Annotated in this window: 14 protein-coding genes and 1 tRNA gene; 6 read left to right on the top strand and 9 right to left on the bottom strand. The window is 69.5% G+C overall.

What is annotated here, in order from left to right:
- Nucleotides 1-52 precede the first annotated feature (52 nt).
- Nucleotides 53-730: a (d)CMP kinase gene (cmk, locus tag IPP98_02540; GenBank protein ID MBL0177989.1), complete on the bottom strand. Its 678-nt coding sequence runs from the start codon at nt 728-730 to the stop codon at nt 53-55.
- The gene (gene aroA, locus IPP98_02535) at nt 727-2,010 is read right to left on the bottom strand and encodes a 3-phosphoshikimate 1-carboxyvinyltransferase (GenBank protein ID MBL0177988.1); all 1,284 of its coding nucleotides are present in this window, start codon (nt 2,008-2,010) and stop codon (nt 727-729) included. Before aroA ends, cmk begins: the two co-directional genes overlap by 4 nt.
- 118 nt (nt 2,011-2,128) lie before the next feature.
- Here aroA and tadA point away from each other — a divergent pair, with 118 nt between their 5' ends.
- From tadA to IPP98_02520, 3 genes are read left to right on the top strand one after another with little or no spacing between them, the layout of a single operon-like run.
- Nucleotides 2,129-4,303 (top strand): Flp pilus assembly complex ATPase component TadA, encoded by a 2,175-nt coding sequence (gene tadA / locus IPP98_02530; protein MBL0177987.1) that lies wholly within the window; start codon nt 2,129-2,131, stop codon nt 4,301-4,303.
- Nucleotides 4,304-4,310: 7 nt separating this feature from the next.
- Nucleotides 4,311-4,685, top strand: a complete 375-nt coding sequence (locus IPP98_02525) for a response regulator (protein MBL0177986.1) — start codon at nt 4,311-4,313, stop codon at nt 4,683-4,685.
- A 7-nt stretch (nt 4,686-4,692) separates the two neighbouring features.
- The gene (locus IPP98_02520; GenBank protein MBL0177985.1) at nt 4,693-5,214 is read left to right on the top strand and encodes a hypothetical protein; all 522 of its coding nucleotides are present in this window, start codon (nt 4,693-4,695) and stop codon (nt 5,212-5,214) included.
- 12 nt (nt 5,215-5,226) lie between these two features.
- Here the strand turns inward: IPP98_02520 and IPP98_02515 are convergent, their stop codons facing one another.
- Nucleotides 5,227-5,655 (bottom strand): hypothetical protein, encoded by a 429-nt coding sequence (locus tag IPP98_02515; GenBank protein ID MBL0177984.1) that lies wholly within the window; start codon nt 5,653-5,655, stop codon nt 5,227-5,229.
- Between the two features lie 62 nt (nt 5,656-5,717).
- Here IPP98_02515 and IPP98_02510 point away from each other — a divergent pair, with 62 nt between their 5' ends.
- Nucleotides 5,718-6,212 (top strand): hypothetical protein, encoded by a 495-nt coding sequence (locus IPP98_02510; GenBank protein MBL0177983.1) that lies wholly within the window; start codon nt 5,718-5,720, stop codon nt 6,210-6,212.
- Here the strand turns inward: IPP98_02510 and IPP98_02505 are convergent.
- Nucleotides 6,206-6,658, bottom strand: coding sequence for a prepilin-type N-terminal cleavage/methylation domain-containing protein (locus IPP98_02505; protein MBL0177982.1), 453 nt, complete (start codon nt 6,656-6,658; stop codon nt 6,206-6,208). The genes IPP98_02510 and IPP98_02505 overlap by 7 nt on opposite strands.
- A 195-nt stretch (nt 6,659-6,853) precedes the next feature.
- Here IPP98_02505 and IPP98_02500 point away from each other — a divergent pair, with 195 nt between their 5' ends.
- Nucleotides 6,854-7,345, top strand: a complete 492-nt coding sequence (locus IPP98_02500; GenBank protein MBL0177981.1) for a hypothetical protein — start codon at nt 6,854-6,856, stop codon at nt 7,343-7,345.
- Here the strand turns inward: IPP98_02500 and IPP98_02495 are convergent.
- Entirely contained in the window at nt 7,339-7,788 is a 450-nt protein-coding gene (locus tag IPP98_02495) for a prepilin-type N-terminal cleavage/methylation domain-containing protein (GenBank protein ID MBL0177980.1), read from the bottom strand. The genes IPP98_02500 and IPP98_02495 overlap by 7 nt on opposite strands.
- Nucleotides 7,789-7,813: 25 nt before the next feature.
- Nucleotides 7,814-7,896, bottom strand: a tRNA-Leu gene (locus IPP98_02490).
- A 59-nt stretch (nt 7,897-7,955) separates the two neighbouring features.
- Between IPP98_02490 and IPP98_02485 the strand changes: the two genes are divergently transcribed.
- Nucleotides 7,956-9,515 (top strand): hypothetical protein, encoded by a 1,560-nt coding sequence (locus IPP98_02485; GenBank protein MBL0177979.1) that lies wholly within the window; start codon nt 7,956-7,958, stop codon nt 9,513-9,515.
- Here the strand turns inward: IPP98_02485 and recN are convergent.
- The 3 genes from recN to IPP98_02470 all read right to left on the bottom strand — a co-directional run bounded on the left by recN (nt 9,502) and on the right by IPP98_02470 (nt 13,923).
- Nucleotides 9,502-11,163, bottom strand: a complete 1,662-nt coding sequence (gene recN / locus IPP98_02480; protein MBL0177978.1) for a DNA repair protein RecN — start codon at nt 11,161-11,163, stop codon at nt 9,502-9,504. The two genes, IPP98_02485 and recN, sit on opposite strands and share 14 nt — an antisense overlap.
- Nucleotides 11,163-11,906, bottom strand: coding sequence for an NAD(+)/NADH kinase (locus tag IPP98_02475; GenBank protein MBL0177977.1), 744 nt, complete (start codon nt 11,904-11,906; stop codon nt 11,163-11,165). The genes recN and IPP98_02475 overlap by 1 nt, the downstream gene beginning before the upstream one ends.
- A 127-nt stretch (nt 11,907-12,033) precedes the next feature.
- Nucleotides 12,034-13,923 carry a 1-deoxy-D-xylulose-5-phosphate synthase gene (locus IPP98_02470; protein ID MBL0177976.1) on the bottom strand — a complete coding sequence of 630 codons (1,890 nt, stop codon included), beginning with the start codon at nt 13,921-13,923 and terminating at the stop codon, nt 12,034-12,036.
- Nucleotides 13,924-13,944: the final 21 nt, after the last annotated feature.

Below are 13,944 nucleotides of genomic sequence, written 5' to 3'. Positions count from 1 at the left end.
GAAAATCCTCGGCCGGCCCGATTTCGGGACAGCCAAGAAAGATACCCGCCGGTCAAACGGGCAGCAACCCTCGTTCCGCCGCCCAGCCCACGATCCGCGCCACCTGCGTCCCGAAGTCGAGGGTGCTGGTATCCAGGTGCAAGGCGTCGGGGGCCTGTCGCAAGGGGGCGACCGCCCGCCCGGCGTCGAGGCGGTCCCGGGCGGCCAGTCGGGCGGCCTCGGCGGCAACGGCCTCCTCGGCAGGCTCCTGACCCTCCTGGAGGAGGCGCCGGCGTGCCCGCGCCTCCGGGGACGCGGTCAGGTAGACCTTCAGGACCGCGTCGGGAAAGACCACCGTCCCGATGTCCCGCCCGTCCATCACCCCACCCCCAGCTCCGGCCACCGCCGCCCGGAGTCGGCCGTTGATCCAGGCGCGCACGGCCGGCAGTGCCGCCACCCGCGAGACCGCCGCCGTGACTTCTGGGGAGCGGATGGCACCCTCGATCGGCTCGCCGCCCGCCCGAAGCGTCAGCGTGCTGCCGTCGGCCACCAGGGTCAGGTCGGCGGCCTCCGCCGCCCGGCAGATCGCCTCCGCGTCGTGCAGGCCGTCTCGCACCGCCAGCCACGTCAGCGCACGGTAGAGCGCGCCGGAGTCGACGTGGATCAACCCAAGGCGGGCCGCCACCACCGATGCGGTGCTGGACTTCCCGGAGGCGGCCGGCCCGTCGATCGCCACGACCGGCATCGTCATGGCATCCTGCCGTAAAGCACCCCGAGTTGGGCCGCGAAGTTGGGGAACGAGACGGCCGCACAGTCCGGGTCATCCACGACGATGCGCGACCCGCGGGTCTGCCCCAACACCGCGAAGGCCATCGCAATCCGGTGATCGCCGTCGGTCACCACCCGACCGCGAAACGGCCCCGAGCGTCCCCGCACCAGCAGGTCGTCGCCCTGCGCCTCTGCTTCAACGCCCACCGCCCGCAGATTGCGGACGATCAGGGCCAGCCGGTCGCTTTCCTTGACCCGGAGCTCGCCGACCCCGTGGAAGCGCGACTCCCCATCGGCCCTCGCCGCCAGACAGGCCAGCATCGGGATTTCATCGATGATGCCGGGCACCTCCCCGGCCTCCACCACGACCCCACGCAACGCGGCCGGGCGGGTCACCAGGTCGCCGATCGGTTCGCCGAACGGCGCCTCTTCGTCGGTCGCGACAATCGAGGCCCCCATCCGCGCCATCACGTGGAGGAAGCCCGTTCTGGTGGGATTCAGCCCGACGCCGGCCACGCGGGCCTCGCCGTCTTCCGCCAGCAGGATGGCGGCGAGCAGGAACGCCGCCGACGACGGATCGCCGGGAACCTGCATCGCGAACGGGTGGAAGGCCCCCGTCGGCTCCAGGCGAAGCCACCCCTGCTCCCGGGAGACCTCGAAGCCGTTGGCGCCAAGGAGTCGCTCCGTGTGATCACGCGTGACGGCGGTCTCGCGGAGCGCGACGGCGACGCCACCGACGGCGCCGGCCAGGAGGAGCGCGCTCTTCACCTGGGCCGAGGCGATGGGGAGGCTCCACTCGAGCGGGCGAAGCGCTCCCCCGCGGATCGTGAGGGGGAGGCCGTCGCGGCCACCATCGTCGACCCGCGCCCCCATGGTCGCAAGGGCGGTGGTGACCCGGCGCATCGGGCGTCGGCGCAGCGAGGCGTCGCCGGTGAGGGTACTCGTGAAGCGGTGCCCGGCCAGAATCCCCAACATCAGGCGGGCGGTGGTCCCGGAATTGCCACAATGGAGCGTCACGGCAGGCGTCGAGAGGCGGCGCCGCCCCCGGATTTCCACCACCGTCTCGGTCCGCAGTGGCGAGATCGTGGCCCCCAGGGCTCGCAGGACCTTGGCCGTCGAACGGGCATCGAGCGAGGTCAGGGCCCCGCCAACGACCGACGCGCCGGGGGCCAGCGCGGCAAACATCAAGGCGCGGTGGGTGATGCTCTTGTCGCCGGGGACGCGATGCGTGCCCGACACGTGGAACCGAGGACCGGCAGGCAGAGAATGCTCCGCGTCACGGGAAGGGATTCAACTTGACCCGCGGGAATCGTATCTTTCCGGGGATCGTGGTACAACACCACCCACGATCCCCCCGCTTCACTCACCACGACGGAACCTCATGACCGCACCCGACGTCGGCATTGCCCCGGATGCCTGGATCGGCCCGTACCTGGTGGCCGCCGGTCTCGTGCCGGCAGAACGGCTCCCGGTGCTCGCCTCGATCAAGGACGTGCGGCTCTGGCGTTCGGTCGTCGACACCGGCCTGGCCACCGACGCGGCCATCTGTGCCGCGCTGGCCAGTCACTTCCGCCTTCCGGTGGCAGTGATGGCCAGCGCGGAGCCCCGGGCCGTCGCGGTGCTCCCGGAAGCCGCTGCACGCAAGTACCATGTCGTGGCGTTGGCGCTGGACGAGAAGACGGTCCGTATCGCGACCTGCGACCCGCGTGACTTCGCGGCGGAACAGGACCTCGGCTTCCTGACCGGGCGTGACGTGAAGCTCGAGGTGGCCTCGCCCTCGGCCATCAGCGACAAGCTGGACGAGTTCTACCGTCCCGAGAATTCGATCAACCGGTTGCTGCAAGGCCTCACGCCGACATCGGTCGAGGTCCAGATCAGCGACACGGCCGAGGAGCGCGACCCGGCGCTCGACGCCCCGATGACCAAGCTCGTCGATGCGATGATCTCGGACGCGGTGCAGGCGGGAGCCAGCGACATCCATTCGGAGATCGAAGCGGGCCACGTCGTCGTGCGCTACCGCGTCGATGGCATCCTGCGCGAAGTGATGCGCCTCCCCGAGGCCGCCGGCGCGTCGCTGGTTCGGCGCGTGAAGATCATCGCCGGGCTCGACGTGACCAACTCGATGACCCCGCAGGACGGTCGCAGCTCGCTCAAGGTCGGCGGCCAGTTCGTGGACATGCGCGTGGCCACCGCCCCGGTCGCGCGACGCGGCGAGAAGCTGGTCATCCGGATCCTGAACAAGTCGAATCTGCGTGCGTCGATTCCTGCCCTCGCCCTGCCACCGGAAGAAGAATCGGTGCTGATGCGGATGCTGTCGCACCGCGAGGGGATGGTGCTGGTGACCGGCCCGACGGGCTCCGGCAAGACAACCACGCTGTACGCGGTGCTGAACCACCTCAAGACCGGCAAGGTGAACATCGTCACGGTCGAGGATCCGGTCGAGTACGACGTCGACGGCATTTCGCAGATGCAGGTGAACGAGGCGCAGGGCTTCACCTTCGCCACGGCGCTGCGCTCGGTGTTGCGCCAGGATCCGGACATCGTGCTGGTCGGCGAAATCCGCGATGGCGAGACGGCATCGATCGCCATCCAGGCCGGTCTCACGGGCCACTTTGTCTTCTCGACGCTGCACACCAACGATGCCGTCTCCGCCCTGGTCCGCTTGCGCGACATGGGGGTCGATTCCTTCAAGCTTGGCACGGTCCTCCGCGGGGTCGTGGCGCAGCGTCTGGTGCGCCGCATCTGCCCGCAGTGCGCCGTTGACCTCCCGTTGGACGAGGTGCCGGAGCAGGCGCGGCCGCCAGCGGGCTACCCCGGGCTGTACGCACCGAAGCGCGGGGCAGGCTGCAAGGGCTGCGGCGGGACGGGGTACAAGGGCCGGCTCGCCGTCATGGAGATGCTGCCGATCGAGGGTGCGGTCGGGGGGCTGATCGAATCGGGCGCCCCGCAACAGGCGATCCTCGATGCCTCGCGCCCGTACGGGATGCGGACGCTCTGGGAGGGCGGCCTGATCCGCTACTGGGCCGGCCAAACCAGCTACGAGGAAATTCACCGCGTCCTCGGCGAATCCCAGGAGCGCAGCGTCCAGGCCACCACCGCGGCGACCGCGCCGGCGGCGCCCGCGGCCTCGACCGCATCCGGCGGATGGGTGGGGGCGGGCACCGCGGACGCCGACGGCCGAGGCGCGACGATCCTCCTTGCCGATGACGACGCGCAGATGCGTCGTCTGGTGCGCACCGTCCTCGAGCGCGAGGGCTTCGTGGTGATCGAGGCCGCCGATGGACTCGACACGCTCGCCGCGATCGAAACCAAGGGGATCGACCTGATCCTGCTCGACCACGACATGCCGCGTCTCACCGGCCTCGGCGTGCTCGAGGAATTGCGCGCGTCCGTCGCGACGGCGGCCCTCCCGGTGATCATGCTGACGGCGCGCACCGATGATACCGAATCCCAGGCACTTGAACTCGGTGCCCAGGACTACCTGACCAAGCCGGTGCAGCCGCGATCGTTGGTCGCGCGCGTGCGTGCCGTGCTCAAGCGCACGAGGATGGAGTGACCTCCCGATGATCCTGATTGTCGAAGACAGTCCCGACAACATGAAGCTCTTCCGCACCCTGCTCACCCTGAAGGGCCACGAGATCGTCGGCCTGATGGGCGGAGAGGAGCTGTTTGCGACCCTCGCGGCCAAGCTGCCGGATCTGGTGCTGATGGACATTCAGATGCCCGGGAAGGACGGCTTCGCGCTGCTCGAAGAAATTCGCGCGTCGGAGTATCGCGAACTGCGCGTGGTTGCCCTGACGGCCCACGCGATGGCTGGCGATCGCGAGCGCGCCATGGCGGCGGGCTTCGATGGCTACATCACCAAGCCGATCGATATTCGCGCCTTCCCCGAGCAGGTCGCGCGGGCGCTCGCGGGAGAATCGCCACAGAATGCCTGAGCGGCCGGTGCCGGCCCCTCGCGACACGGCGCCCGCCCCGACCATCACGCCGTCGCCGCTCCTCGCCGATGCGTTGAGTGCCGTGGTCACGCGGGCGGCCGACCAACAGGCGCGCGACGCCGTCATCCACGATCCCCGCGTCAAACCGCGGCAGTCGGTTCCGTCGGGCTGGTTGGCGGCGGCCCTCGGCGGCTGGCTGTTGGTGGCGTACTTCCTCCTCGCCCCGCCGGCGATCGCGCGAGGCCCGGCGGACCGCCCGTGGCAGCCACCGCCAGCCGCTGCCGACGCGTCGCTTCGCTACGGCCTCTGGCTCGCGCGCGGGCGGGTCGACGCCTTGCTGTTGGCCGAGGGGCGAGTCCCGCCCCGTCTGGGCGACGTCGGCGTCATGGACACCAGCCTCACCCTGGTCGTCACCGGACCTCGTGCCTTTCGAATCGATGGACGGCAGGGGGCCCTGCGACGCTCACTGAGCAGTACGATGGCAGCGGACAGTTTCCTCGGCGCGAGCCTCGAGACGCTCAGGAAATAGCGTCGGCCGGCCTCACCAGCAGACCACCTGACCGGGCGCGATCAGCGCACGATGTGGAGCGGCAGCGGGCGGCCCGCGATAGATGCCGCACTGCCTGGGCGCGGCACGGAGTCGGTCCGTCGTGACGATCGCGCTCCAGCCACCTGGGATGGCGGCCTCGAAGCGGAGATCCACCCCTGGCGTCGGGGTGAATGCCAGCGTGGTATCATTTTCCGTCGTACCGAGCTGTCCTGCGAAGGTCCCGTGGCGGGCGTCCCATGCCGCCTGCTGGTCGTCGAGCCGACCCAGTTCGCGCAGGAGCTGCGCTCGAGCCGTCGTGTCGCGCATCCGGGCGGTGGCCGCCCGAACGAGGACCACCACGACGACCAGCAGCGACAGCAGGGTCAGGGCGATCAATCGAAAGCGCCAGGGTGGCGATGCGGCCGATGGAGCATATTGCATGGACGGCAGTTTCACACCGGGACGCGCCGCTTGCAACTCCCCGCGCCAACAGGAGGTTTCCGATGGATGATCTGCAAAGCCGACGCGACCTCGCCGAGGCGCTCGGAAATGTCGTCGCCGAGACTGCGGCGGCGGAATCCGCTGCCCGTGAGAAGCGACTGTCGCCGCGGAGCGCCAGGCGGCGGAAGCTGTTGCCGTTCCTGGCCATCGCGTGGATCGGGCTTGCCTGGGCGTGGATTGCCCGTCCCGCCGTGATTTTCGGCCCAGAACAGCCGAGGCGGCAGACGGCCACCGAGCGGGACGCGCTGGCCCGCAACGCCCTGTACCTCCAACGTGCTCGCGTGGAGCAGTTCCGGGCGGACAGCGGGCGGCTGCCTGAGGTCCTTGGCGAGGCAGGGGAGGTGGAGGAAGGGGTGACCTACATCCGGACGCCGCCGGACTTCGTGCTGGTCACGCGCGCGGGGGAAGCGCAGTCGCTGCAGCTCACCAGCAGGATGAATGCCGACTCGTTCCTCGGCGACGCTCTCGGGCGGCTACCGCGCGCAGGGGGTCAGTAGCAGGCTGGTATGCCGGGCCCAGGGACCGCGGCATTCGGAGCGTACGACTTGTGACCGATGTAGATCCCGCAGACGTCGGCGGCCTTGTTGGTCACCCGTGGGTTCTTGATCGTCGCGGACCACCCTGCGCCGTTCTTGTTCGTCGGAGCTCGGCGCGTCATGGAGATGGTGTTGCCCTGGCTCGGAATGAAGGAGATCCGCCCCGAGCCCCCGGCGACCACCTTCTCCGGTCCGCTGGTGATCCCGGCAGCGTAGTCGTTCGCTGCGGAGAAGTAACCCTCCTGCAGCGCGACCAGGTTCTTCAGGTCGCTGATCATCGAGGCGCGCGAGGCGCGCTCGCGGGTGTACTGCAGGCGCGGGATCGCGATGGTGGTGAGGACGCCGATGATGGTCATCACGACCATGAGCTCGATGATCGTGAAGCCGGAGCGGTGTCGGAGCATCATGCCTCGCGCGTCGGGGAGAACTCGGTCCTGCCACGGGGCGCCCCCGACCTCGGGGGCGCGACGCGGACGAGAGCAGCTGCCGGCACAACGGGTGGCCGGACGAGCGAACAGGCGGGCGGCCAGGGTACCATGTGCCTGCATTCTCGCTCTACCGCCGCTGCCACGCAACACACTCAGGTGCATTTTGGAGGACAGATGACCCCCGAGAACCGACGAAAAGACCTCGCCGATGCGCTGCACGCAGTGGCGGAGGCTCAGCGAGCCGAAGCGGCCGAGACACAACGCCGCCAGCAGCCTCCGCGGCGGACCGGGACGCAGCCGGCCACCATCTTCATCGGGATTCTCGCAGCTTGCGTCCTGGGGTGGCTCTGGACCGCGAGGCCCGCGGCGATCTTCGCCCCCGAACTCACCGCCCCGCTCACGCCAGCTGCAGCCGAGGCGCGGAGCCGATTCGCGCTCTACCTGGAGCGGGCCCGTGTTGACGCATATCGACGATCGGTTGGGCGCTTGCCGAGTTCGCTGGAGCAGGCCGGTCCGGTCGAGGACAGCGTGACCTTTCGGATCACCGACGGTGGCTATGTGCTGGAGCGTCGAGCCTCAGGTGCGCTCATGCAGCTGACCGACCAGATGAACAGCGACTCGTTCCTCGGCACGGCTGCCGTCGCCCCGCCCCGCAAGCCTCAGTAGCAGGCGGGGACGCCGCTCTGGGTCACGGCGGCATTGGGCGAGGCAGACACCGGCCCCATGAAGATGCCGCAGCGGCCCTGCACTCCCGACGAGATCCCGGGATTGGTCGCGACCGCCGACCAGCCGCCGGATGTCATAGGGGTGGCGCCAGGGGCAAGGGTGACGGTGATCTGATTCCCGGGGCTCGGCGTCAGGGCGACGCGCCCCCCGCTGCCCGGCACCAACACTTGCGACGCGGCGATACCGCCCGCGTAATCACCGACGACCGACAGATGGCCTTCCTGCGCCGAGACCAGGTTGTGCAGGTCGGAGAGCATCGAGGCCCGAAAGGCCTTTTCACGAACATATTGCAGTCTGGGGAGGGCGATCGTCGCGAGGATGCCGACGATGAGCACGACCACCAACAATTCAATCAACGTAAAGCCACGTCTCGACCGGGCCATGCAGCGATCTCCACTCGATGGGTCATACTCGGGCCCGGACTCGAACCGGGACGGGGTTGCCCCCTGGGGATTTTAAGTCCCCTGCGTCTACCATTCCGCCACCCGAGCCACGGCACCAATATGCCATCACGGGCCGCCTCGTGCCGATGCCGCTATCTTCGACGGCGATGATCCGTCGCCTCATCCCCGCCCTGCTGCTGGCCCCGGTGTGCACCGCCCGGGCGCAGCTACCCCTGTTGACCGCTCCGGCGGGCGTCCTCCGCATCGAACTCGGCGGGGCGTTCTTCCCGACGGACCAGCTCCGGGTCGACGGTGCACGGCGGGAGCTGGGGAGCCGGCTCACCATCGGCTCGCTCGACGCCGCGGCGACGCCCCTGCTCGGCAACGCAGAGGCCAGTCTCGCCCGCGTGCTCGGGCGTGCGGCGGCACCGCTCACGCTGGGTGGCCTCTCGGCGATTGCCGAACAGCAGCGTGGCGTCGCGACGCTTGGGCTCGCGATGGGGATCACCCATCGGCTGACCTTTGGCGTCACCGTGCCGATCGTCTCGGCGCGTACCCAACTGCAACTGCGCGCGGATGCGGCGGGTGCAACGGCCGGACTCAATCCCGCCGATGCGTCGTTGGGCACCGCCGACGGGATCACCCAGACCACGGCGTTCTTCACCGCCTTCGACGACGCACTCACGGCGCTCAGCGGACGGATCGCGAGCGGCGCGTTCACCAACCCGACTCAGCTTGCCCTCGCGCAACAGACGCTGGGCCAAGGCACGACGTTGCGCGACGGACTCTTCACGCTGCTCGCCGATCCCGTGTCGGGTTCTGCCGTGCTGCCCACTGCCTCGAGCAGCGACGGCACCGCCGTGCTTGCGGCGATCACGGCGCTCGACGCGACCCTCGGCGGAGCGCTCGCGGGGCAGACCATCGGCGCCGCGCCCGCGCTTCCGGCAGCGGTGCTGACCAGCAGTGATCTCGAGGCGCTGCTGGCAGCGCCCACCGGCTTCGGCATCTCGCGGCCCGAGGATATTCCGCCCGTGGGGCTCGGCGATGTCGAGCTCGCCCTGACCGCGGAAGTACTGCGACGCGGCGCGCCGGGCGATGCGCGCTGGCTCGGCGTCTGGGCCCGTGCCGGGGCACGGCTCTCGACCGGCAGCGCTCCACGGCCCGGCTTTCTCCTCGATCAAGGCACCGGCGATGGCCAACCGGACGTGGAGTTCGGTGGCATCGCGGAACTTGGGCGCGGACGCTTCGGATTGCGTGGCAGCGCCCTGATGACGCTGCAACTCGCAGGGACCTCGGCAGAGCAGCCGGGTACTCGCGATCAGTTGCTGCGACCGGCGCGAGTCACGGCGCTCTTCGCGCGCAACCCCGGCGACCTGCTCACGGTGACCGTGCAACCGTTCTATCGGATCGTACCGCACTTCGCCCTCACCGCCCTGCTCCAGTATCAGCGCCGCGGTGCGGATCGATTGACCTGGGCCGATCCGAGCCAGGCGATCGCCGGCGTGGACCTCGCCGCGCTGGTCACCGGCACTGCCGCGAACGCGACGCGCGTCGGGATCGGTCTCAGTTTTGTGCACGATGGAAGAAATCGGGAGGGGCTGCTGAAGATGCCGGTGGAAGCGGGCTTCTCGATCGAGCGGACGGTGGCGAGCAGTGCCGGCGTCGTCGCCACGCCACTGACGTCGCGGATGGTGCTGCGGGTCTACAAGCCGATCACCGGGCGCTGACGCCCTCACCAAGCAGTGCGCGTGCGAGGCCGCGTTCCGCCTCGCCATCTCCCCCCAACATCCGCGCCAGCTCCAACACTCGGTCCTCTCCGTGCAGGCGCGTCACGTCAGACGTCGCCATGCCGTCGCGCGTGGCCTTGGCAATTCGGAGGTGCCGATCGCCGCGGGCCGCGATTTGTGGCAGATGGGTGATCACGAGCACTTGATGCCGCAGGGCGACCTGGGCGAGCGCCGCGCCCACGCGGCCCCCGACTTCGCCGCCGATCCCCTGATCGATTTCGTCGAAGACCAGCGTGGGGACGGCATCGGCTCGCGCCAGCACGACCTTCAGCGCGAGCATGAGTCGCGAGAGCTCGCCGCCCGACGCCACGCGCGCGAGTGGCCGCGGCTCCATGCCGGCATTCAGCTGCACTTCGAAGGTGACCTCCTCCGCCCCGTGCTCGCGCACCTCTGCCAGTGGCTGCAGCGTGACGCGAAAGCGGCCCCCGACCAGGCCGAGTTCGGGGAGCAGCCGGGTCACCTCGCGCGCCAACCGTTCTGCTGCCGCCGTGCGCTTCACGGTGAGGTCGGCCGCCAGTGCACGCAGCGCCGCGTCCGCCGCGGCGGCGCGTGCCTCCAGGGCGCGAAGGTCAAAGGCGGCGCTGTCCAACAGGTCGAGCTCGGCCCGAGCATTGTCGCGCGTGCTCAGGACGTCGGCGAGCGTGGCGCCATGCTTCCGTTTGAGCGCGAACAGGAGATCGCGACGCCGCTCGAGTTCGCCGAGTCGCGCGGGTTCCTCCGCAATCGCATCGGCGTACGCGGCGGCGGATCGCGCCAATTCATCGAGCTGTGCATAGGCGCCATCGAGGAGTGCTCGCCACTCGCCCACGGTCGGATCGTGCCGCTCGAGCCCATTCAGGGCCCGCTCCGCCCGGCCGATGGCGGTACGGGCCGAGGCGTCGTCGCCATCGAGCGCATGGGCCAACCGACGCGCATCCTCGCCGAGCGTGCCGGCCTGCGCCAGCCGCGCAATGTCGCGATCGAGCGCTTCCTCCTCGCCAGCCTGGAGCTTCGCGCCATCGACTTCTTCCACGACGTGGCGCAGCCAATCCGCGCGGCGCATCGCCTCATCGCGACGCCCCACGAGCAGCTCCCGCTCGGTCCGCAGCATGGCGGCATCGCGCCACGCCTGCGCCACCGCCTCGGCCGCGGGGCCGGCATCGGCAAAGGCATCGATGAGGGCTCGCTGTTCAGCCGCCTCGAGCAGCTGCAGGGTTTGGTGCTGGCCATGCAGGTCGACCAGCGTGGCCCCGAGGGTGGCGAGCACCCCTGCCGTCGTGGGTGAGCCGTTGATCCAGGCGCGCGATCGGCCTTCGGCGGTCACCTCGCGCCGGATCACCAGCGTTTCCTCGGCGTCGAGCCCCGACGCCTCCAGCTGCCGCAACGCCGCCCGCGGCACGCCGCTGATCGCACCCTCCACCACGGCCTTCGCGGCGCCTGGGCGCACCGCCGCCCGGTCCGCGCGATCGCCGAGCAGCAGGGCGAGGGCATCGACGAGCATCGACTTCCCGGCGCCGGTCTCGCCGGTGAGGACGTTGAGGCCCTCGCCGAGTTCGAGGGTCACGTCGGCGATGGTGGCGAGGTCCCGCACGCGCAAGGAGGCCAGCATCACTGCTCGCGGTCGGAGAGGTCGCCCCAGTGCAACTTGTCGCGCAGCCGACGAAAGAAGCCAGGATCTCCGAAGCGCACGAGGATGACGCGCGTCGGCGAGGGCCGGACCTCCAGGGCCTGCTCGGTACCGAGCGACGCCGTTTCCTGGCCATCAAAGGAGACGAGAAGGTCGGCGGCACGGGGCTCGAGCGGCTCGATGCGCACCAACGTGTCGCCCCGGGTGACGATCGGTCGGACCCCGAGCGAATGGGCGCAGATCGGCGTGACGATCATGGCATCGAGTGTCGGGACAATGACCGGCCCCCCGGCCGACAACGAATAGGCCGTCGAGCCGGTCGGTGAGGCGATCACCAGGCCATCGGCCGACACGGGGCCCATCGGTTCGCCATCGATCAACACCTGGAAGCGCACCACGCGAGCCACACCACCCTTGTGGAGCACGACGTCGTTCAGTGCGGTCTGCTCGGTGACGATGTTGCCCGCGGCGTCGACGATCGTGGCGTGCAACGCGGCGCGCAGCGACAGGCGGTGCTCTCCGGCAGCGATCGCCGTGAGCGCCTCGACCACGCCGTCGCGCGCGACGGAGGTCAGGAAGCCGACGCGCCCGAAGTTGACGCCGAGGATGGGGACTTCGCGCCCGTGCAGCTGCCGGGCGCCGCGAAGCAGCGTCCCGTCGCCGCCGAAGGTGACCAGCAGGTCGATCTCGGCGGGGTCGAACGGCGCCAGCGGGACCGGCGCCATTTCGGCCAGTTCCGCTGAGCCCGCGAGCGACCACCCGCGCGCCGCGGCGATCCGCGCCGTGTCGGCGAGCGCGACCCGCAGGTCGGCGTAGCGGGGGTTTCCGACGAGCCCGATGCGCAGGAGCGTCTCAGCGCACCAGAGCGGTGCGCAGTGCCTCGGTGGTGCGCCGGGCGATGCCCGTCGCGGTGAGATCGTAGGCCTCGAGCTGCTCGGTGCGCGGCGCCTGCAGGATCAGTTCGTCGGCGATGCCGATCGCAATCACCCGCACCTCGGGGTGGGTGCGCTGCATCCGCTCGGCGAGCATCGCGCCGAACCCGTTCACGACACTCCCCTCCTCGACGGTCACGAAGAGTCGGCAATTGCGCGCCAGCTCCTCGATCATCGCCTCGTCCACCGGCTTGATGAAGCGGGCGTTGACCGCAGCGGCCTCGATGCCCTGGGCCCGGAGGAGTTCGGCCGCTTCCTGCCCCGGCAGTGCCATGGTCCCGACGCCGAGAATGGCGACGTCGCGGCCCGGGGTGAGCAGTTCCCACGTTCCGTAGGGGACGGCGGGCACCGACGCCACCGGATTCGGATCGGTCGGTGCCTTGTCGCGCGGATAGCGCAGGCAGGACGGGCCATCCAGCGTGAGCGCCGTGCGCATCAGGCCGACCAGTTCGTCGGCATCCTTCGGCGCCATCACGGTCAGCCCAGGAACCGCCAGCATGTAGGGGATGTCATACAGCCCCATGTGCGTCTGGCCGTCCTCACCCACCAGCCCCGCGCGGTCCATCGCGAAGATCACCGGAAGATGCTGCACGGCGATATCGTGGATGATGTTGTCGTAGGCGCGCTGGAGGAACGTCGAGTAGATCGCGACGACCGGTCGGATCCCCTGCGTCGCCAAGCCGCCGGCGAAGGTCACCGCGTGCCCCTCGGCGATGCCGACATCGAAGAAGCGGGTCGGATGCGCCTTCTCGAAGATGTTCGTCCCGGTGCCGCTCGGCATCGCCGCGGTGATCACCGCGAGTTCCGGATGCTCGTTGCCGAGCGCGACGAGCGTGTCACCGAAGATCTGCGTCCAGGTCGGCGGCCCCGACGCCTTCTTGCGCGCCTCACCCGTGATCGGGTCGTAAGCAGCCAGCCCATGCCACTTCTCGCGATTCGCTTCAGCGAAGGAGAAGCCCTTCCCCTTCTCCGTCAGCACGTGCACGACGCGGGGCCCCTCGAGCTTGCGCACGAAGGCTAGCGTTTCGGTGAGCTTGTCGAGATCGTGGCCGTCGATCGGGCCGAAATAGCGGAAACCGAGTTCCTCGAAGAGCATCCCTTCGGAGAAGAGATTCTTGGCGGATTCCTCGATGTTCTTGGCGAACTCGACCACGCCGTCGCCGAAGACGCCGCCGAGCTTGAGCGTCAGCTTCTTGATCTGGTCGCGGAGCCGATTCGTGCGCGGATCGGCGACGATGCCGCCCAGCATCTTCGAGATCCCGCCGACGTTGGGCGAGATGCTCATCCCGTTGTCGTTGACGATCAGGATGATGTCGCGATCGGAGTGCCCGGCGTTGTTCAATCCTTCGTAGGAGAGGCCGCAGGTCATCGCCCCGTCACCGACGACGGCGACGACCTTGTAGTCGAGGCCGTTCAGATCGCGCGCGGTGGCCATGCCGAGGGCCGCCGACATCGCGGTCCCTGCATGCCCTGCGCCGAACTGGTCGTGCGGGCTCTCGTCACGCTTCAGGAACCCCGAGACACCGCCCTTGGTGCGGAGCGTCGGGAAGGAATCGTTCCGCCCGGTGAGCAGCTTCCACGAGTACGTCTGATGCCCGACGTCCCAGACGACCTTGTCGGTCGGGGAGTCGAACTCGTAGAGGAGGGCAATGGTCAGCTCGACGACGCCGAGGGAGGCGCCGATGTGGCCCCCGGTGATCGAACAGCATTCGATGAGGCGATCCCGAATCTCCTGCGCCAGCTGGGGCAGCTGCTCACGCGAGAGCTTCTTGAGATCGGCAGGGCCCTGAATCTGGGCGAGAAGTGACACGGTCAATCCCCGTAGGGCAAA

Source organism: Gemmatimonadota bacterium (assembly GCA_016720805.1).
GTDB lineage: Bacteria > Gemmatimonadota > Gemmatimonadetes > Gemmatimonadales > GWC2-71-9 > Palsa-1233.
This window is presented reverse-complemented; position numbering and strand designations above follow the sequence as displayed.

What these genes read in the sequence shown, in the direction of transcription:
- cmk (MBL0177989.1), bottom strand. Translation starts at nt 730, where the DNA reads ATGACGATGCCGGTCGTGGCGATCGACGGGCCGGCCGCCTCCGGGAAG.
- tadA (MBL0177987.1), top strand. Translation starts at nt 2,129, where the DNA reads ATGACCGCACCCGACGTCGGCATTGCCCCGGATGCCTGGATCGGCCCG.
- IPP98_02525 (MBL0177986.1), top strand. Translation starts at nt 4,311, where the DNA reads ATGATCCTGATTGTCGAAGACAGTCCCGACAACATGAAGCTCTTCCGC.
- IPP98_02515 (MBL0177984.1), bottom strand. Translation starts at nt 5,655, where the DNA reads ATGCAATATGCTCCATCGGCCGCATCGCCACCCTGGCGCTTTCGATTG.
- IPP98_02510 (MBL0177983.1), top strand. Translation starts at nt 5,718, where the DNA reads ATGGATGATCTGCAAAGCCGACGCGACCTCGCCGAGGCGCTCGGAAAT.
- IPP98_02505 (MBL0177982.1), bottom strand. Translation starts at nt 6,658, where the DNA reads ATGATGCTCCGACACCGCTCCGGCTTCACGATCATCGAGCTCATGGTC.
- IPP98_02500 (MBL0177981.1), top strand. Translation starts at nt 6,854, where the DNA reads ATGACCCCCGAGAACCGACGAAAAGACCTCGCCGATGCGCTGCACGCA.
- IPP98_02495 (MBL0177980.1), bottom strand. Translation starts at nt 7,788, where the DNA reads ATGGCCCGGTCGAGACGTGGCTTTACGTTGATTGAATTGTTGGTGGTC.
- IPP98_02485 (MBL0177979.1), top strand. Translation starts at nt 7,956, where the DNA reads ATGATCCGTCGCCTCATCCCCGCCCTGCTGCTGGCCCCGGTGTGCACC.
- recN (MBL0177978.1), bottom strand. Translation starts at nt 11,163, where the DNA reads ATGCTGGCCTCCTTGCGCGTGCGGGACCTCGCCACCATCGCCGACGTG.
- IPP98_02475 (MBL0177977.1), bottom strand. Translation starts at nt 11,906, where the DNA reads ATGGCGCCGGTCCCGCTGGCGCCGTTCGACCCCGCCGAGATCGACCTG.